Source organism: Paraburkholderia sp. GAS448 (genome assembly GCF_050435685.1).
In the GTDB taxonomy this organism is placed as follows: Bacteria; Pseudomonadota; Gammaproteobacteria; order Burkholderiales; family Burkholderiaceae; genus Paraburkholderia.
Map to the genome: position 1 here is coordinate 1 of NZ_JBNDKT010000010.1, position 18,445 is coordinate 18,445.

The 18,445-nt window shown below is 63.8% G+C and carries 13 protein-coding genes; 8 read left to right on the forward strand and 5 right to left on the reverse strand.

Annotation, left to right across the window (positions count from 1 at the left end; all coding sequences use genetic code 11):
* Both fdhF and P3T23_RS19335 read left to right on the forward strand, forming a co-directional pair.
* Positions 1-1,863, forward strand: a 1,863-nt coding sequence (gene fdhF, locus P3T23_RS19330; protein WP_429317757.1) for a formate dehydrogenase subunit alpha, incomplete at its 5' end; no start/stop codon positions are given.
* A gap of 9 nt (positions 1,864-1,872) precedes the next feature.
* Positions 1,873-2,115, forward strand: a complete 243-nt coding sequence (locus tag P3T23_RS19335) for a formate dehydrogenase subunit delta (protein WP_429317758.1) — start codon at positions 1,873-1,875, stop codon at positions 2,113-2,115.
* Between the two features lie 69 nt (positions 2,116-2,184).
* Here the strand turns inward: P3T23_RS19335 and P3T23_RS19340 are convergent, their stop codons facing one another.
* Entirely contained in the window at positions 2,185-3,918 is a 1,734-nt protein-coding gene (locus P3T23_RS19340; RefSeq protein ID WP_429317759.1) for an FAD-dependent monooxygenase, read from the reverse strand.
* Between the two features lie 231 nt (positions 3,919-4,149).
* Here P3T23_RS19340 and P3T23_RS19345 point away from each other — a divergent pair, with 231 nt between their 5' ends.
* The 3 genes from P3T23_RS19345 (at position 4,150) to P3T23_RS19355 (ending at position 9,010) form a co-directional block, all read left to right on the forward strand.
* Positions 4,150-5,997, forward strand: coding sequence for a tetratricopeptide repeat protein (locus tag P3T23_RS19345; protein ID WP_429317962.1), 1,848 nt, complete (start codon positions 4,150-4,152; stop codon positions 5,995-5,997).
* A gap of 757 nt (positions 5,998-6,754) precedes the next feature.
* Positions 6,755-7,360, forward strand: coding sequence for a carbonic anhydrase (locus tag P3T23_RS19350; protein ID WP_429317760.1), 606 nt, complete (start codon positions 6,755-6,757; stop codon positions 7,358-7,360).
* An 87-nt stretch (positions 7,361-7,447) separates the two neighbouring features.
* Positions 7,448-9,010 carry a SulP family inorganic anion transporter gene (locus P3T23_RS19355; protein WP_429317761.1) on the forward strand — a complete coding sequence of 521 codons (1,563 nt, stop codon included), beginning with the start codon at positions 7,448-7,450 and terminating at the stop codon, positions 9,008-9,010.
* A gap of 95 nt (positions 9,011-9,105) precedes the next feature.
* Here P3T23_RS19355 and P3T23_RS19360 read toward each other — a convergent pair whose 3' ends face one another.
* The gene (locus P3T23_RS19360) at positions 9,106-10,404 is read right to left on the reverse strand and encodes an MFS transporter (RefSeq protein WP_429317762.1); all 1,299 of its coding nucleotides are present in this window, start codon (positions 10,402-10,404) and stop codon (positions 9,106-9,108) included.
* A gap of 303 nt (positions 10,405-10,707) precedes the next feature.
* Here P3T23_RS19360 and P3T23_RS19365 point away from each other — a divergent pair, with 303 nt between their 5' ends.
* Both P3T23_RS19365 and P3T23_RS19370 read left to right on the forward strand, forming a co-directional pair.
* Positions 10,708-11,250, forward strand: a complete 543-nt coding sequence (locus P3T23_RS19365) for an N-acetyltransferase family protein (protein WP_429317763.1) — start codon at positions 10,708-10,710, stop codon at positions 11,248-11,250.
* Between the two features lie 234 nt (positions 11,251-11,484).
* Entirely contained in the window at positions 11,485-12,408 is a 924-nt protein-coding gene (locus tag P3T23_RS19370; protein ID WP_429317764.1) for a hypothetical protein, read from the forward strand.
* Between the two features lie 70 nt (positions 12,409-12,478).
* Here P3T23_RS19370 and P3T23_RS19375 read toward each other — a convergent pair whose 3' ends face one another.
* The 3 genes from P3T23_RS19375 to P3T23_RS19385 all read right to left on the reverse strand — a co-directional run bounded on the left by P3T23_RS19375 (position 12,479) and on the right by P3T23_RS19385 (position 16,745).
* On the reverse strand, positions 12,479-13,198 hold the full coding sequence (locus P3T23_RS19375) for a DUF2968 domain-containing protein (RefSeq protein WP_429317765.1): 720 nt from the start codon (positions 13,196-13,198) through the stop codon (positions 12,479-12,481).
* A 288-nt stretch (positions 13,199-13,486) separates the two neighbouring features.
* Positions 13,487-14,860 (reverse strand): gamma-glutamyl-gamma-aminobutyrate hydrolase family protein, encoded by a 1,374-nt coding sequence (locus P3T23_RS19380; protein ID WP_429317766.1) that lies wholly within the window; start codon positions 14,858-14,860, stop codon positions 13,487-13,489.
* A gap of 127 nt (positions 14,861-14,987) precedes the next feature.
* Positions 14,988-16,745 carry a cation:proton antiporter gene (locus P3T23_RS19385; protein WP_429317767.1) on the reverse strand — a complete coding sequence of 586 codons (1,758 nt, stop codon included), beginning with the start codon at positions 16,743-16,745 and terminating at the stop codon, positions 14,988-14,990.
* A gap of 242 nt (positions 16,746-16,987) precedes the next feature.
* Here P3T23_RS19385 and P3T23_RS19390 point away from each other — a divergent pair, with 242 nt between their 5' ends.
* Entirely contained in the window at positions 16,988-18,364 is a 1,377-nt protein-coding gene (locus tag P3T23_RS19390; protein ID WP_429317768.1) for an amidase, read from the forward strand.
* Positions 18,365-18,445: the final 81 nt, after the last annotated feature.

The window sequence follows — 18,445 nt, forward strand, 5'->3', positions numbered from 1 at the left end:
GGCATCACCTCGTCGCGCTGCACGAATGAGGAAACCTACCTCGTGCAGAAGCTCGTACGTGCCGCGTTCGGCAACAACAACGTCGACACCTGCGCACGCGTCTGCCATTCGCCGACCGGCTACGGGCTGAAGACGACGCTCGGCGAGTCGGCCGGCACGCAGACGTTCGCGTCGGTGGACAAGGCCGATGTGATCGTCGTGATGGGCGCCAATCCGACCGATGGTCACCCGGTGTTCGCCTCGCGAATGAAGCGCCGCGTGCGGGAAGGCGCGAAGCTGATCGTCATCGATCCACGGGTGATCGATATCGTCGACTCGCCGCACGTGAAGGCGGTTCATCACCTGCAACTGCGTCCGGGCACGAACGTCGCGATCGTCAATGCGCTTGCGCATGTGATCGTCACCGAAGGCCTGCTCGACGCAGCGTTCATCGCCGAACGCTGCGAATCGCGTGCGTTCGAGCAGTGGCGCGCGTTCGTGGCGCTGCCGGAAAACGCGCCGGAAGCGACCGCCGATGTGACCGGCGTGCCTGCGCAAACCGTGCGCGAAGCCGCCCGCATCTATGCAACGGGTGGCAATGCGGCGATCTACTATGGCCTTGGCGTCACCGAGCACGCACAGGGCTCGACCGCCGTGATGGGCATCGCGAACCTTGCGATGGCAACGGGCAACATCGGTCGTGAAGGTGTCGGCGTGAACCCGCTGCGCGGCCAGAACAACGTGCAGGGCTCGTGCGACATGGGCTCGTTCCCGCACGAACTGCCAGGCTATCGCCACATCAGCGACACGACCACGCGCGCGCTCTTCGAAGACGCGTGGCACGTCACGCTGCAGCCGGAACCCGGCCTGCGCATTCCGAACATGTTCGAAGCCGCGCTCGATGGCTCCTTCAAGGGCCTGTACTGCCAGGGCGAAGACATCGTGCAGTCGGACCCGAACACGCATCACGTGTCGGCCGCACTGTCGTCGATGGAATGCATCGTCGTGCAGGACATCTTCCTGAACGAGACCGCCAAGTATGCGCACGTGCTGCTGCCGGGTTCGTCCTTCCTCGAAAAGGACGGCACGTTCACCAACGCGGAGCGCCGCATCTCGCGTGTGCGCAAGGTGATGCCGCCGGTGCCGGGCTACGCGGACTGGGAAGTCACGGTGCTGCTCGCCCGCGCGCTCGGCTACGAGATGGACTACGCGCATCCGTCGGAAATCATGGACGAAATCGCGCGCCTCACGCCGACCTTCCATGGCGTCTCGTACCGCAAGCTCGACCAGCTGGGCAGCATCCAGTGGCCGTGCAACGAGGACGCGCCTGACGGCACGCCGACCATGCATGTCGATACGTTCGTGCGCGGCAAGGGCAAGTTCGTCATCACGAAGTTCGTCGCAACGCCTGAAAAGGTCACGCGCAAGTTCCCGCTGCTGCTGACCACGGGCCGCATCCTGTCGCAGTACAACGTCGGCGCGCAGACGCGCCGTACCGAGAACTCGCGCTGGCACGATGAGGACCGCCTCGAAGTGCATCCGCACGACGCCGAGGAACGCGGCATCAAGACGGGCGACTGGGTCGGTATCGAATCGCGGGCAGGGCAGACCGTACTGCGCGCGAAGGTGACGGAACGGATGCAGCCGGGCGTCGTGTACACGACGTTCCACTTCCCCGAATCCGGCGCGAACGTGATTACCACCGACAGCTCTGACTGGGCGACCAACTGTCCGGAGTACAAGGTCACGGCGGTCCAGGTGATGCCGGTCGCCCAGCCGTCGGAATGGCAACAGAACTATTCGCGCTTCAACGCAGAGCAGCTCGATCTGCTGAAACAGCGCGAGACAGCCAACGAAGCAGCCAACGCAACGGCTGGCAAGTGAGGACGATCCATGGATAAAGACAATCTGGTCGACATGGCGAACCGGATCGGCGATTTCTTCGAGTCGATGCCGGACCACGAAGAAGCGCTGACCGGTATCGCCGACCACATTCGCCGTTTCTGGGAACCGCGCATGCGGCGTGCGTTGCTGGTCGCGCTCGATACACCGGGCGCGACTCAGGTGGAGATGTCCGCGATCGTCAGGGAAGCCGTGCTGAAGCACCGGGACGAACTGACGCCCGTCGCGGCCTGACCAGCTGGCGAAGCAAGGGGCACAAACGCCGGACGCGTGAATCGCGTCCGGCGTTTTTTCTTGCCGCCTTCAGTCCACCTCCCGCTCCGGCAGCGTGCTCCTGGTGAACCATGACTCGCAGTGCCGCAGCAGTCCGTTCAGATCGGATGCGGGGCGGCCACGCGCGGCGATATAGCCATCCGGCCGCACGAGATAAAAGGCCGGACGTGTGCGCCCGTATGCATCAGTCAGTGACGGACGGCCCTCGCCGTCCACGTCGGTCAGACGCCAGATACGCACCGCACCCGGCAATAGCTGCTCGACCTCTTCGACAAACCGCTTCAGGTCGGCATCGCGGACGGCCCTACGCGCCGTGACCGGGTCGTGCGTGGCCTCTTCGTCCTGCGCATCCGGCGCGACCAGCACCAGCAGCGAAAAAAACGCCGGGTCGTGCAGATCAAACAGACAACCAATGCCCGGCGCCCTGCCGAGCGGCCCATCGAGCACGTGCACCCACGCATCGGGGGCCCGCTCGCCTGCGCGCGGACCGCCATCGAGTACGCGTTCGAGCGTCAGCGGACTGCGGCGATACTGGATCGACAGCTCACTGACGGTGCGCCGTGCGGCATCACGCAACGGCCCGAGTGCGGCCAGCACCGGCATCACCCGTTCGCGCAGCAGCTTGAGCGGCCCGTGATCGGCTTCCGCGAGGTGCGTGACGAAGCTCGTCTGCCGCAGCACATCGCGTTCGATCGGATGACGCTCCATGTGATAGGTGTCGAGGAGCCGGTCGGGCGCGCCGCCGGAGAGAACCCGCGCGATCTTCCAGCCGAGATTGAACGCTTCCTGGATGCCCGTGTTCATCCCCTGGGCGCCGGCTGGACTGTGGACATGCGCGGCATCGCCGGCAAGAAACACGCGGTCGGCGCGCAGCTGCTCGACCATCCGGCTGTTCAGATGAAAATACGCTGCCCACGTCATGCCCGACAGGACGACCGGATGCTGCACGCGACGCCCGACGATCGCCCTGCATTCATCGAGCGACGGTGTCGCTGAAGAGAGCGTCGCGCCCGGCAACGGTACGGGCGTGGCCGCAGCGCTCTGCGGTGCGGCGACGACAAGCTGCGGCGCCGGGTGATCCGCAATCAGCCGGTAACGCTCGTTACCCATCGGGAAGAGCGCAGCCAGCCCGTCGCCGGACGCGAAGATATGAAACTCATCGTCGGGCCAGTCGGTCTCCGCCTGCACGTCCGCGAGCAGGAACGTCTGCTCGAATGTCTTGCCGGCGAAGGCTGCGCCGAGCCGGTGACGGATCGCACTGTGCGCGCCGTCGGCGGCGACCAGATACGATGGATGCAACGTCTCGGTGCGACCGTCGGCCCGCTGAAGCGTCGCACTGATGCCCGCCGACCCCTGCGTGAACGCGGCCAGTTCGACGCCGCGCTCGACCGTCACACCGAGGGTCGCGAGATGCTCCGTCATCAGGCGTTCCGTGACCGACTGATCGAGAAACAGCAGATACGGATAACGCGTCTGCAGCGGATCGAAATCGAGCCGCGCGCGCCGCTGTCCGTTCGAGTAGAGATTGGCCGCGCGCGCCCGATGCCCGAGCTCGAGAAACGGCTCGACGATGCGATGTTGTTCGAGCAGTTCGAGCGTGCGCGCCTGGATGCCAATCGCGCGCGAGTACGGTGCAGGATGCAACGCCTTGTCGATCAAACGTACCGGAATATGCGCGCGTGCGAGGCTCATCGCCGCAGCGAGTCCCGTCGGACCAGCGCCGACGATGAGGACCGGAGGTGCGTCGAGAAAAGCGGCGGGCATGCAGGGCTCCAGACACAGACATGCCGACTAGTGTACGCCGCCGTTTTTTTGTCCGGCGAGGCGGTGCATCAAATGCGTTCAATGGCGGTGCTGAGGATGATCGAGCACGCAGCGGTGATTCGAGGTGCCGAGGTCGACCTGCAACGACCCCCGATCGTGTCAATCCGGGTGTGGTCCGCCGAGTGTGGGAAAATGCGGCGTCTGTCTCACCCGAACCGTCTTCCCACCGTCATGGAACCTGCTTTTTCCCGCGCCTGGACGGCTCATCGTGACGGTCGACTCGACGACGCCGAGCGCGAATATCTCGCGACGCTCGCCGCCGACCCCGTCCACGTCGACGCCCTGCACCTGCTGGGCGTGCTGCGCCACCAGCAAGGCCAGCACGCCGCCGCCGCCGATCTCGTCCGGCGCGCTGTCGACCTGCGCCCGCACGATGCGGCGTTGCACCTGAATCTCGGCAACGCGCTGAAGGCGCTCGGCCAGCTGGACGGCGCAATCGAGCGCTTTCGCAATGCGCTGTCGCTCTCGCCGGCCTTTCCGATGGCGCATTACAACCTCGGCAACGCGTATGCGGCCGCCGGGAGGCACGAAGACGCCGCCGACGCGTTCCGGAAATCGCTGCACCTGCAACCAGGCGACGCGTCGTCGCACAATAATCTCGGCAACGCGTTGCACGCGCTCGGGCAGCACGAAGATGCGATCGCCGAGTTCCGGCGGGCCCTCGAATTGCGTCCGGGTCACGCGGGCGCGCACAACAATCTCGGGATGGCGCTCAACGCGCTGAACCGGGCCGACGACGCCATCGCGCAGTTTCAGGCCGCGCTCGCCGCGCAACCGCGCTTTGTCGCTGCGCAATTCAATCTTGCCAACACGCTCGACGCAGTTGGCCGGCATGAGGAAGCCATCGCCGCTTTCGAAGCGACGCTCTCGTTGCAGCCACATCTGGTGCCTGCGCTATTCGGTCTTGGCAATGCGCTTGCTGCACACGGGCGGCATGCGCAAGCCACGCAACATTTCGAGCGCGCTGTCGGCCTCGATCCAGGATTCGCACTGGCATGGCTTAGCCTTGGCACCGCACGCCATGCGCTCGGCGCGCATGAGGCAGCAGTGCGCGCGTTCGATCAGGCCCTGCGACTGCGCCCCGCACTCGCGTCCGCGCATATGAATCGCGCGCTCGTGCGGCTCACGCTCGGCGACTTCGCGCGCGGTCTGCCCGAATACGAATGGCGGCTCGAAACCACCGCGCAGCCTGGCATGCAAACGCTGCCCCGCTGGCGCGGCGAGCCGATCAAAGGCAAGACGCTCTTGATTCACGCCGAACAGGGTTTCGGCGACACGCTGCAGTTCGTGCGTTTCGTGCCGCTCGTTGCGCAGCAAGCCGTACGTATCGTGCTCGAAGTGCAGCCGCAACTGCTGCCGATCCTTGCTCCCGCGGCGCAAGACTGGCGCGTGACGCTGCTTGCCCGGGGCGCCCCGCGGCCCCGTGCCGACCTGCAATGTCCGCTGTTGAGCCTGCCGCTCGCGCTCGGCCTGACGCTCGAGAGCATTCCGGCGCGCACGCCGTACCTCACCGTGCCGCCGGCCTATCTACGCAAGTGGCGCGGGTCGATCGGCGGGCAGGCGAAGCGCAAGATCGGGCTCGCCTGGTCCGGCCGCATCCAGCAGCACGAAAACCGCACGATGCCGCTCGCCGCGCTCGAGCCTCTGTTCGCGCTCGAGGGCATCGACTGGGTCGTGCTGCAACCCGAACTTGACGCAGCGGATCGGGCTGCGCTGGACGCGCATCCGCGCAGCGCGTCGATCCATCGCTTCGGGCAGCGTATCGGAGACTTTGCGGATACCGCTGCGATCATCGAGCGGCTCGATGCGGTCGTGTCGGTCGATACGTCGATTGCCCACCTCGCCGGCGCGTTGCGCAAGCCGCTCTGGCTGATGCTCCCGTTCGCCGCCGACTGGCGCTGGTTCGTCGGTGATACGCGCAGCCCGTGGTATCCGGGCGTGCAACTCGTTCGCCAGGCGGAACCGGGAGCCTGGGACGAGGTCGTCGCAACCGTTGCGCTCGCATTGCGCGACGCCTGAAAAATCGGGATAGGAGCAGGCCTCACGGCCCTCCCCTGTCACACCACCTATAAACACTTCCCCGGCCTGGCAAGCTCGGTTCATCGGTGACGGCACTGTCAGCAGCAAACGAAGCAGCCGGAATTGCACCCGCAGCTGCGAGCACAAATGCAATTCAGCGCGCAAATTTCATAACCTGCCCAAATTAAGGCGCTTCGAGTCAATAGCCCGCTTAATAGATTAAACAATAGTGGACACTCAACGCCTAAACTGCATTTATAACGCGCATTAATATAGGACTATTCCCAAATAAATAAAGCGATTGTCAATTTTGTTTTTAAATGTTGAAGTGCAACACTTTGCTGCGCATAAGGTGTTAGTATAAAAACCGCATACCAACAGCGTCCGCTCTGAAGCGCGGTTGACGATTACCAGCCTGCACTTGCAGAGTTCAAGCATTCTGCGCCGCGCGGCGTGTGTTGACCGCCAAGCTAGCCACAGAGGACATCACACGCCTGCCTCCTGGAGGCGCAGGGCTAAATCCTGGCGTATGGGGCTAGCGGGAAATGGAGAAGGCGGTGACGGTTACGCAGAAGTAAGTCCACTTCCGAACCAGGTCATATAAAACATGGTATTGCTCTTCATATTTGAGAATGAGGGAACTCTCTTTTACAAAGCAATTCGCAGGAACCTCGTTATATGCAACAAAAGCCCGTCCGTCGAGCGGCAAACGCACGATCAATAACGCCCGTTCTTTTCTTCGCCGGAGTGCCTGTCGATGAATCATCCCAAACGCATGCTTGTCGAGAATGTCGCCTGGGCGCGTGAGACCGCCGATAGCGATCCGCAATTCTTCTCCGGCCTCACGCAAGGCCAGAATCCGAAGGTGCTCTGGATCGGCTGTTCGGATAGCCGCGTGCCGGCTGAAACGGTGACTCACGCCAATCCCGGCGATCTCTTCGTGCATCGGAATATCGCCAATCTGTTCTCTTCGTCCGACGACAACGTGATGAGCGTCCTCGAGTATGCCGTTCACGTGCTCAAGATCGACGACGTGATTGTCTGCGGCCACTACGGTTGTGGCGGGGTGCGTGCGTCGCTGCTGCTGCCCTCGCCGGATTTGCCGCACGTGACCCGGCGGATTGCTCCGCTATGCGCGCTGGCGTCGCGACACCGGCGGGAGCTGGACGGCTTGCCCGAAGGCGAGTCGCGGGTGAACCGCCTGGCCGAGTTGAATGTACTGGAACAGGTCCGTGAACTGCGCAGGACGCCGATCTTGTGTGATGCCGAGTCTGCGCCACGCGTGCATGGCTGGATCTTCGGCCTGCACAACGGACTGATCAAGGTCCTTGCCTCCGGCTTCACCGGGGATCCGGTCAAATAGCCGCGGCCTCGTAAGCCGTCCACCGGTCGCGTATCGATCTAACCGCGCGGTGCCCGCCGCCGCAGACTTTCATTTCTCCGGAAAAACATGAGCCTACGTGAAACCTTTATCACCTTGCCGCGCGATCTGTTTGCCGGCACCGTTGTCTTTCTGGTCGCGATGCCGCTTTGTCTTGGCATCGCGAATGCTTCTGGCGTCGAACCGTTTGCGGGTCTGTTGTCCGGCATCGTCGGCGGGCTGGTCGTGGCGCTCCTGAGCGGCTCCCAGCTGAGCGTGAGCGGACCGGCGGCAGGGCTTGTCGTGATCGTCGTCGAAGGCATTGCCCGGCTCGGCGGCTTTTCCGCTTTTCTGATCGCCGTGCTGCTGTCGGGTGTCATCCAGTTTGGCTTTGGCATGTTGAAAGCGGGGCGCTTTGCCGCGTATGTGCCGTCGTCGGTGATCAAGGGCATGCTCGCTGCGATCGGCCTGATGCTGATCATCAAGCAGTTGCCTCTCGCGGCCGGCCTGGCGAACGACGGCGCAGCGATCGTCGGCGCGAACGCCGGCGTGCTTCATACGCCGATCGGTTCGATGTCGATCGCGGCCAGTCTGATTGCAGTGCTTTCGCTTGCGGTACTCGCGGGCTGGGAATCGAAGGCCCTGCGCCGCTTCGCGGCGGTCCGGGCGATGCCGGCCCCTCTCGTGGTTGTCATGCTGGGCATCGCGGCGACGCTGGTCCTCGATGCCTTCGCGCCGGCGTTTGCGCCTCCGGTCGAACATCGCGTCGCGTTGCCTTCGCTCGATTCGCTCGATGCAGTGAGCGACATGTTCAGATTTCCTGCGTTCGCCCAACTGATGAACCCCGACGTCTGGCGTCTGGCGATGACGCTGGCTATCGTCGCGAGTCTCGAAACGCTGCTGAGTCTTGAAGCGGTCGAGCAGATCGATCCGAAGAAACGACCCGTCTATCCCGCTCGCGAACTAAAGGCGCAGGGTATCGGTAACATGATGGCGGGTGCGATCGGCGCGTTGCCCATCACATCGGTGATCGTGCGTAGCTCCGCGAATGTTCACGCGGGCGCGCAAAGCCGCTGGTCGGCGGTGGTGCATGGCATGCTGCTGTTGTGCAGCGTGTTCGTGCTCACGAGTGTGCTCAATCTGATTCCACTTGCCTGCCTGGCCGCGATTCTCATTTTCACGGGTTTGAAACTCGCCAGCCCTTCGCTTTTTACCTCGATCGCCCGACAGGGTGTCGAGCGTTTTGCGCCGTTCGCCGTGACGGTCGTCGGCGTGCTGCTGACCGATCTGCTGATCGGCATCCTGCTAGGCATTGCATGCAGCATCGCGCTGGCGATCCGCGCCAATCTGCAACGTCCCATCACAATCGCACAACATGGCGACCATTTTCTGCTGTCGTTTCGTAAGGACGTGTCGTTCCTCGGCAAGGTATCGCTGCGGCACCACCTTCAGCAGATTCCGGACAATGCGTTCGTGATCGTCGATGCGACGCGTGCCGACTTTATCGATCCGGACGTGCGCGAGCTGATCGACCGGTTTGTTCTCGACGCACCGCGCAGGGGTATCACGGTGGAATGCCGGCAACTGGAAGGCCCGGCGCGTGAGCGCCGGGTGGACGCAGCGGCGGCGGTCGCCGGCGTCGAGAGCAGGTAAGGGTTCAAAGAGGGGCCCTTCGGCCCCTCTTCGACTTGACTCCAGCTGCATGCGCCGGGTTGCACGTCATCGCGCGACGCCGCGCACGTCCGTCGTCAGGCCGCGCGGTATTGATTGCGCGCCTCCGGCGTGCGGTACAGCACGAGCGTCGAGATCAGGCCGATGATAGCCGCCACGCCCAGCCACAGCCCAGGCGCAGCCTTGTTGCCGGTGACATGAATCAGCAGCGTCGAGATCGCCGGCGTGAAGCCGCCAACCGTCGTTGCGAGGCTGTAGGCGAGCGAGAAGCCAGCGGTACGCACTTCGACCGGCATGACTTCCGTCAGCGAGACGACCATCGCACCGTTATAGCTGCCATACAGGAACGAGAGCCACAGCAGCACGCCGAGCAGGCGCAGGAACGACGGATCGGCAACCAGCCACTGCACCGCCGGATACGACGTGAGGATCGTGAGAATCGTGAACGTCAGCAGCACCGGACGACGCCCGATCCGATCCGACAAGGCACCCGCGAGCGGCAGCCAGATCAGGTTCGACACGCCCACGCATACGGTAACCACCAGCACATCGATCGCGGACAGCTTCAGCACCTCCTTGCCGAAGGTCGGCGTGTAGGCGGTGATCATGTAGAACGACACCGTCGTCATGATGACCATGCCCATGCCGGCCAGCACGATGCCCCAGTTCTGCGCCATCGTCTTCATGATCTCGCCCATCGAAGGATGATGCTTGCGCGCGAGGAACTCTTCCGTTTCCTTCAGCGAGCGGCGGATCAGGAACAGGAACGGGACGATCAGGCAGCCGATCAGGAACGGCACACGCCAGCCCCACGCCGTCATCTGCTCGGCGGGCAGCACGCTATTCAGGATCACGCCGATCAGCGCTGCGAACACGACGGCCACCTGCTGGCTACCCGACTGCCATGCGCAATAGAAACCCTTGTTGCCCTTCGTCGCGATCTCGGACAGATACACAGACACACCGCCCAGTTCGACGCCGGCCGAAAAGCCCTGCAAGAGCCGGCCGAACAGAACGAGCACGGGTGCGATCAGGCCAATTGTCGCGTAGCCTGGTACCGAAGCCACCGTGAGCGTGCCGACCGCCATCAGCCCGAGCGTGAGAATCAGCCCCTTGCGACGGCCGTGATGGTCGATGTATGCGCCAAGCACGATGGCACCGATCGGGCGCATCAGGAAACCCGCGCCGAACACTGACAGCGCCAGCATCAACGAGGCAAAGTCGCTGCCGCTCGGGAAGTAGGTCTTGGCAATCGCGGATGCGAAATAGCCGTAGACCATGAAGTCATACATTTCAAGAAAGTTGCCGCTGACAACGCGGAATACTGTCTTGACCTTTGATTCTGTGGGCGAAGATGCGTGGGACGCTGTAGACATGACATTCTCTGATTGGCGCTTCGCAGTGCCGGCGACGGCAAAGCGCAGTTGAAACAATCCACGGCGTCGGCAAGTGGATGCGCGCGGCTAGACATCAGGATGAATGCGCAGAGAGGCAATTGATCTTGATTCGCCGGGCATCGACGCGATATCCGGGTAATACCTGGAGCGGGCTCGAAGCGCCCGCCTGGCAGGATCTTACCGCCACTGCTGCCATATTGCATTTCATACAAAATCCTTACGAAACCGGCGGTGTACGCGAGCAGTACACTAGCGGCCTGATCTCTTTTAAAGCGTTTCGCAATGTCCGAACTCAACCTGCGTCCTGCCTCGACCGACGACGCAGCGCTCATCGCGTCCATTCACGCCACCAGTTGGCGGGAGACCTATCGCGGCCTGCTGCCCGATGCGTTTCTTGACAACGATGTTGTCACTGAACGTGCGGCCCACTGGCAGGCACGCCTGAATGCCCCGGGCGCAAACAGGCGACTCGTCGTCATCGCCGAACGTGCGGGAGAAGCGATCGGCTTCGCGTGCGTCGAACGGCAGGTCGATTCGCCGTGGGGCGTGCTGCTCGACAATCTGCACACGCTGCCGGGCCGTCAGGGCATCGGCGTCGGCAAGCTGCTGATGCGCGCCGCATTCGACTGGGCTCGCGCGCACGGCGAAGCGCAGCTCTATCTGTATGTGCTCGAAGGCAATGCGCAAGCGATCGCGTTCTACGAACGGCAGGGCTGGCAACCCGCGGGCGCCGAGCCCGATCACATGGGTGGCGTGGACATTACCGCGCTGCGTTATGTGTACCGCCTCGACGCGGGGAATGAAGGCACCAGCGTTGACGGCTAATGCTGCGAAGTTGATGCCTTCTGGAATATCAGCACTCCTGTTCAATTGACTGCCATTTTAAGACGCGTCTGATCGTTGACGCCCCTCGCTGGGTGCATCATGCGTTGCTTCCTCCATGGCTTTTGGCGTGAGTTGTCTGTGGCCGCTGAACGGGTATGCGCACGTTGAACGATACCGCTCCGCACGTCGCCGTGAGGCTCCAGGATCCCGCTGCGAGGAGTCGCTAAAACGTCGATGTCGACTATCCCCCTCACCCTGATCGAAGGCCACATAGCCCTCCCGAGAGCGCGCCCGTTCGATGGCCTGCCCGTTCCGTTTGGGCGCGAATGGGCACTGCTGCCGCCCAACTTCAGCATTCGCCCGCAGCTCAAGGCGCTTTATGCCGCGATGCTGCGCACGTTCTGTCTGAGCGCAGATGCGATACGTTCGATGTGTCGCTGGGAGTCGCCCCTCGCAAACGCCCCCACCGAGGTTGGTGCTCAAACAGCCTGTATAGTGTCGACGGTCGACAGGCTCGTCACACCGACGGAAACTGTCGTGGCGTCGGTCGCACTATCCCCGTCGACACGCAAGCGTGCCGCCCTCGCAGGCAGCGCCGTCGCAGCGGGGGGCATCGCGCTGCTGACATGGATCGCATTGAAAGACACGCCGGTTCACCAGGTACAGAACGTCGCCAGGCCCGACACCACTGCGCGCCCTGTCGCGCAGCCGTTGCCACCTGAAGTGCAGGCAGCCACAGCGACCTCTCAGGGTACACATACAGAAGTCGACGTAAGGAAGACACACAATACCGTCGCGCACGCAAACGCAAAGGCCACCAACAAACCCACCCGTCACAGCAATCGCGCCGCCACGGCTCATGCGCGAAATGGAGAGTATCGCGCCGCGTCCCACAACGTTGATACTCGCCGCCACACCGAATTGCCAGCCTCAACGACCTATCATTCCGCTGCGATGCCGTCAGCGGCGGGGCGCTTTTCATCGCGCGAAAACACGCCGGCCGTCACTGACGAGTACGCTTCCATTACGATATGGGCACGCCCGCACAGCGGCGATCTTGCACCGTCGCACCATGCAGCGCGAACAGACGACATCAGCTGGATGGACCACATGAAGCAGCGTCGGGTTACCGAGGTGCCTGAGCGCTTCGCACCATAGCTGACAGCGCAAAAGAGAACAGCCCTGTACGTACAGGGCTGTTCTCTTTTGATCATGCGATTGCGCGCGGCTACTTGGCCGTGGGCAAACCCGCCTCATTTTGACGTTGCAACATCTGAACCTGGCGCTGCAGATCACGCAACTGTGCCTGGGCCTTCTCTTTCTCGACACGCAACGCGACGGCCTCGGCCCGCATCTGACGCTGACGATCGCTGACCTGCGCCTGTTGCGTGCGGGCGACTTCGAGATCAGCTTGCAGACGCCGTGCGCGATCTGCCGACGACGCAATCACGCGATCGAGAAACGCGTTCTGTGCCTGCAACTGCGCGCGGTGAATCTCGATTTCAGCCAGCTGCGACGTTTGCTGCACGAAGCCCGCATAGATCGCTTCGGCACGCGCGTCGTCCTGGGACTTGATTACGCGCCAGAAATGACGGTCCTGAAACAGCGCGACGTAGTACGTCATGTCGTCCGGATAGAAAAAGAGACTCGCACCGAAGCTGCCGTTGTACGTCGTACGCAACTCGACCAGCTTCGCGTCGTGGATCATCTGGATCAGTTCGGCAACGTAGCCTTGCACGTCCGCGTCATTTCCCGATGCGACGCCGGCTGCGGCCTGCGGTGCGGGCGCGGACGTGGCGGGCTGCGCCGTCAGTGCGCTCAACGCAGGCCGCGTGCCGACGACGGGCACCGTCGCCTCGCTCTCCTGCGCCAGCGCCAACGCGCCATGCAGCGACGCTCCCGCCATGGCGAGCCATGCCACGCGCCGCAGAGATAAGGAGTACTTCATCGTGCACGCTCCAAGCGAAACAAATCCAGTAGAGCCGGTTATTATCGCGCGGATTCGCAGCAAAGCGAAGCGTTCGACAGTCGCGCGGCGGGACTTTAAATCAAGATATCGACCGGCGATGTCGACGGTGCTGTCGATTGATCCGCCCCACCCGGCCGTCGCCGCGATGCATAGAAATTTCGCCGCGCCGACCGGCTGAACAATCAAGGACAACGACAAGAAAAAACCGGCTTGAAGCCGGTTTTTTCTTGTGCCTCGGAGCCTCGGATACGCCCGGGAAGGCATGCGCTAGAAGCGGGTCTCGCGCGCCACCCGCAGGAAGGTATCGAGCAACGGCGTGCAGTCGAGCAGTTCCGGACCACCGGCGCGGTGAAACTCAGGGTGCCACTGCACGCCCATCACAAATGGAGCGCGACGATAGCGCACGGCTTCGATGATGCCATCCGCTGCCGACACCGCTTCGATGTTCAGGTCGCGCCCTAGCGTTTTCACTGCCTGGTGGTGGATCGAATTGACGATCGCCTCGCGGCGCCCGGGGAACATGTTCGCCAGCGTGGAGCCGTCCGGGAAGTGGATCGCGTGACGGTGCTGGTCGTAATGTTCGCTGACGTGCACGCCGGCGGTCGGCACTTCGGTGGCGATGTCCTGGTACAGCGAGCCGCCGAACGCGACGTTGATCAGCTGGCAACCGCGGCAAACGCCGAGCACCGGCTTGCCTGACTCGACGAATTCGTGCAGCAGCTCGAGTTCGTACATGTCCCTGACACGGTCGCCGGGCCATTCCGGCCGCGTTGCGACTTCCTCGTACGACTGCGGCGACACGTCCGCGCCACCCTGCAGCAACAGCCCATCGAGATGCTTTGCATAGTCGCGCAGCCGGATGTTGCTCGGATGCAGCATGCCTTGATGACCGACCGTCGGGATCATGAAGACGATCACGTCGCGCGACATCACCCAGTGGGCAATCGATTCTTCCAGATACTGCAACGTCTTGCCGCGCAACCCTTTCGCACCCGGTTCCGGGTGAAAGATCCGCGCGGACACGCCGATGCGCAGCGTGCGCTGGGTAATCCTCTGACCGGCGCGATCGAACAGCTGCCGGGCACGTGCCGCGATGATCCGGCCGAACACCGACCAGGCCGAATCGCTCTGCCGTAGATAGCGCGGCGCTGCCGGCGGCAGCGCACTGGCCGGCGGCGGGTTGAAGGCAGTGAAATCGGGTTGCGACGTAAAGCCCGGGGGCGGCGACCCGGGCGCGGGTTTCGCCGAAGCGTCCGATGCTGCCTCGGGGGCGCCCGCCGCTGCCTTCTGAGCCTGTTGTGCAGCCGGAGCGGCTGAAGTCGGCGACGCCGGGCTGCCATGCCTCGAAGTCTTGTCCCGCTCATGCACTGCGGCTTCCTGCTTCGCGGTCGCCTCTACAGCGGCTGCGCGGGCCTGTGCCGCATCGAGCTGTTGCTGGGTCCTGGGAGGATCGGCTGGCGTCACGGTCGGTGCGCTTGCGGGCGCATCGATTGAGGCGCGTGCCGCCTCCTCGCTGGTTTCGCTGGAAGGCCCCGTCGATCCCGGCTGTGTTTCAGACGTCGAGGCAGACGTCGAAACTCCAGGCAGGTCGGTTGCAGGAGAACCGGGCGTGCCGGGATTGGCTGACTTGTTTTCGCTCATGACTGTGGGGCAGGCGCGCCGTGCACGCGAACGAATGGACCAGATCTGATTATCCGCCACCGGGCGATGGCGGGCAAACCTCCAAACAATTACTCACATTGTTGCGTTTCTTTTCGGCGTCGCCGGATCACGGGTCGGGCTGCTCGTCGAACGTTTCGCGCAGCGCGATCTGCATCGAGGCGTGGATCTTCACGCACCAGCGCCACAGCAGCGTCACCAGCAATGCCGCGCAGACCAGCACGGCGACGAGCAGGCCAGTCGGCGGCAGGATTGCGCCCGACAGCGCCGCGACGAGCAGAAACACGCCGATCATCGAGACCACCGGCACGAGGTCCGAGATCGCGTAACGGAGCGCACTGGTGAAGCGCCCGGCCTTCGCGGGCTGCACGCTGACTTCGGCGAGCAGCAAGGCAAGCGACCTGGTCTTGCGATAGACCGCGACAAGAAACGGCATCGACACGACGAGCGCCGCGCTCCACAGCACGACGCGCTGGATCGGCTCAGACGGCACCCAGCGCGCGAGCCACGCGCTGGCATACGGCGCGCCATACGAAGCGCCCAGGAAGATCGCCGCGACGAGCGCAAGATTCACCGCGATCTGCAGGACGATACGGCGCGTGATGCTGAACACGGTCGGACCGCCGGCCTCCGACCGCAAGCTGTCGAGCCATTGCCCGTACATGCCGAAGACGGTCACGACAGTGGACGGCAGCGCCGCACCGAGGCGGCGCGTGAGCGGGTCTGCAGCGCGGATCAGGTAGGGTGTGAAGAGCGTCGTGAGCGCCGACACGGCAACCGCGATCGGATAGAGAAACGCACTCGTCACCTTCAGCGTGAGGCCGAGCGACGCGATGATGAACGAGAACTCGCCGATCTGCGAGACGGTCATGCCGACCCGCATCGCCGTGCGCCCGTCCTTGCCGGCGAGAAAAGTGCCGAGCCCGCACGACACGATCTTGCCCAGGATCACCGCGACCGTGATCACGGCGATCGGCCATGCGTAGTCGACCAGCACGGCCGGGTTCAGCATCAGCCCGATCGTGACGAAGAAGATCGCGGAGAAGGCGTCGCGCAGCGGCGCGATCAGATGCTCGATGCGATGCAGATGACGCGATTCGGCCATGATCGCGCCGATCATGAAGGCGCCAAGCGCAATGCTGTAGTCGAGCTTCACGACGAGCAGACAAAAGCCGAAGCAGAAGCCAAGCACCGACACGAGCAGCATCTCGTCGCTGTTCGAACGCGCGACATAATTGAGCGCGCGCGGCACGACGAGAATCCCGACCACCAGCGACACCGTCATGAACAGCAGCAGCTTGCCGAGCGTGACGAACGCGATGCCCGGGCTAAGCTGGCCCGTCTGCGCGATGCCGGAAAGCAGGACGAGCATCGCAATCGCGAGAATATCCTCGACGATCAGGATGCCGAACACGAGCTGCGCGAAACGCTCTCGCTTGAGACCGAGATCCGAGAGCGCCTTGACGATGATCGTCGTCGACGAAACCGCGAGGATCGCGCCGAGGAACAGCGAATCCATCGGGCTCCAGCCGAACGCGCTGCCGATTTCATAGCCCAGCCACAGCATCAGCACGATCTCGGACAAGGCGGCGACAATCGCCGTCGCCCCCACGCGAAAGAGCTTGCGCAGACTGAACTCGAGTCCGAGCGAGAACATCAGGAACACCACGCCGAGTTCGCCGAGGGTCTGGATCGTCTGCTCGTCGTGGATCAACTGGAACGGCGGCGTGTATGGCCCAATGATCAGCCCCGCCGCGATATAACCCAGCACCACCGGCTGTTTCAGGCGATGAAACAGCACGGTGACGACGCCCGCGATCGCCATCACCACCGCCAGGTCCTGAATGAAGCCGATTCCGTGGTGCATGCGCGAGTATCCTTACAAAACGTAAAAATTGAATGGTAACCCAGACCCGCAGCGGATCGATTTCAGCCGGTTACAGGTTCAGTCATCCGCCAGCTGACGGGAGCCGATCTACAATGCGGACGATATCGCCTGACGGTTTCGCCGCCGCCCGCCTGTCCTGTCCCTTGGTACCACGCCATTGAGACAGCCCTGCGGCACGTAGCGAAGCCGGTCCACGCATCATCCAACCGATCCGGACTGCCATGGCCACCGAATTCACGCCCTTCCCGCCGCTCGCCCAGCTCGCCGCCGATCTGGCCGCCGGACGCACCACCAGCCGCGCACTCGTCGAAGCCGCGCTCGACAGGATCGCCGATCCGGCGGGCCAGGGCGCCATTGCCTTCATGCACGTCGATGCCGACAGCGCCCGCGCCGCCGCCGACGCGCACGACCGCCTGCGCGCCGCCGGCACGGTGCTGTCGCCGCTCGCCGGCATCCCCGTCTCGGTGAAGGACCTGTTCGACATTCAGGGCCAGGTGACGCGCGCCGGTTCACGCGCGCTCGAAAACGCCGCCCCGGCCACCGCCGATGCTGTTGCGGTCGCCCGGCTGAAGCGGGCGGGCGCTGTCATCGTCGGCCGCACCAACATGAGCGAGTTTGCGTTCTCCGGCCTCGGCCTCAATCCGCATTATGGCAACCCGCTGTCGCCCTACCGGCGCGGGGTGAAAGGCGACGAACGCATCTCGGGCGGTTCGTCGTCGGGCGCAGCGGCATCGGTTGCGGACGGCATGGCCGCGGTCGCGCTCGGCACGGACACCGGCGGCTCGATCCGCATTCCGGCTGCGCTCTGCGGCCTGACCGGCTTCAAGCCGACCGCCGACCGCATTCCCAAGCAGGGCGGCGTGCCGCTCTCGCCGACGCTCGATTCGTTCGGCCCGATCGGCGTATCGGTGGCGTGCTGCGCGCTGATCGACCGGATACTGGCCGGGCTCGAGCCGCGCATTCCAGCCGCGCGGCCGCTCGAAGGCGTGCGGCTCGGCGTGCTCACGAACCATGTCACGGACGGCGTGGAGCCCGCCGTCGCCGAGGCAATCGATACCGCGCTCAAGCATCTCGAAGCGGCCGGTGCGATTGTCAGCGAGGTTCGCTTCGCACCGCTCGACCGGCTGCCAGAGATCAACCGCTTCGGCTTTTCGCCGATCGAGGCGTATGCATGGCACCGGCCGTTGCTCGAGAAACACCGCGACGAGTACGACCCGCGCGTACTGGCGCGGATTCTCAAAGGCCAGCCAGCCAGCGCGGCCGACTATCTCGACCTCGTCGCCGAACGCAACGCCCTGCTCGAGGCTGCGCGCGCACTGTGGCAACGTTTCGACGCGATCGTTGCGCCGACGGTGCCGGTCGTGCCGCCGCGCGTCGCCGATCTGGAACACGACGACGACGCTTTCGGCCGGGTCAACGCATTGATCCTGCGGAATCCGAGCGCGTTCAATTTCCTCGATTCGTGCGCCCTGTCGCTGCCGTGCCATCCGCGCGGCAGTGCACCCGTCGGGCTGATGCTCGCCGGCGCGCCGCACGCCGACGATGCCCTGCTCGCCATCGGCCGCGCCGCTGAAGCCGTTCTCAACACAATCCGTTAGACCAAACGCGATGCAAGCGGCGTTCGCGCTAGAATCGCGCTCACCACCACGCTAATTCAGCCCCAATTTAAATATATGGCC

Excerpts from the sequence above, each read along its gene's own strand:
- P3T23_RS19360 (WP_429317762.1), bottom strand. The coding sequence starts at position 10,404 with ATGTCTACAGCGTCCCACGCATCTTCGCCCACAGAATCAAAGGTCAAG.
- P3T23_RS19390 (WP_429317768.1), top strand. The coding sequence starts at position 16,988 with ATGGCCACCGAATTCACGCCCTTCCCGCCGCTCGCCCAGCTCGCCGCC.
- P3T23_RS19375 (WP_429317765.1), bottom strand. The coding sequence starts at position 13,198 with ATGAAGTACTCCTTATCTCTGCGGCGCGTGGCATGGCTCGCCATGGCG.
- P3T23_RS19335 (WP_429317758.1), top strand. The coding sequence starts at position 1,873 with ATGGATAAAGACAATCTGGTCGACATGGCGAACCGGATCGGCGATTTC.
- P3T23_RS19365 (WP_429317763.1), top strand. The coding sequence starts at position 10,708 with ATGTCCGAACTCAACCTGCGTCCTGCCTCGACCGACGACGCAGCGCTC.
- P3T23_RS19370 (WP_429317764.1), top strand. The coding sequence starts at position 11,485 with ATGTCGACTATCCCCCTCACCCTGATCGAAGGCCACATAGCCCTCCCG.
- P3T23_RS19350 (WP_429317760.1), top strand. The coding sequence starts at position 6,755 with ATGAATCATCCCAAACGCATGCTTGTCGAGAATGTCGCCTGGGCGCGT.
- P3T23_RS19345 (WP_429317962.1), top strand. The coding sequence starts at position 4,150 with ATGGAACCTGCTTTTTCCCGCGCCTGGACGGCTCATCGTGACGGTCGA.
- P3T23_RS19380 (WP_429317766.1), bottom strand. The coding sequence starts at position 14,860 with ATGAGCGAAAACAAGTCAGCCAATCCCGGCACGCCCGGTTCTCCTGCA.
- P3T23_RS19340 (WP_429317759.1), bottom strand. The coding sequence starts at position 3,918 with ATGCCCGCCGCTTTTCTCGACGCACCTCCGGTCCTCATCGTCGGCGCT.
- P3T23_RS19385 (WP_429317767.1), bottom strand. The coding sequence starts at position 16,745 with ATGCACCACGGAATCGGCTTCATTCAGGACCTGGCGGTGGTGATGGCG.
- P3T23_RS19355 (WP_429317761.1), top strand. The coding sequence starts at position 7,448 with ATGAGCCTACGTGAAACCTTTATCACCTTGCCGCGCGATCTGTTTGCC.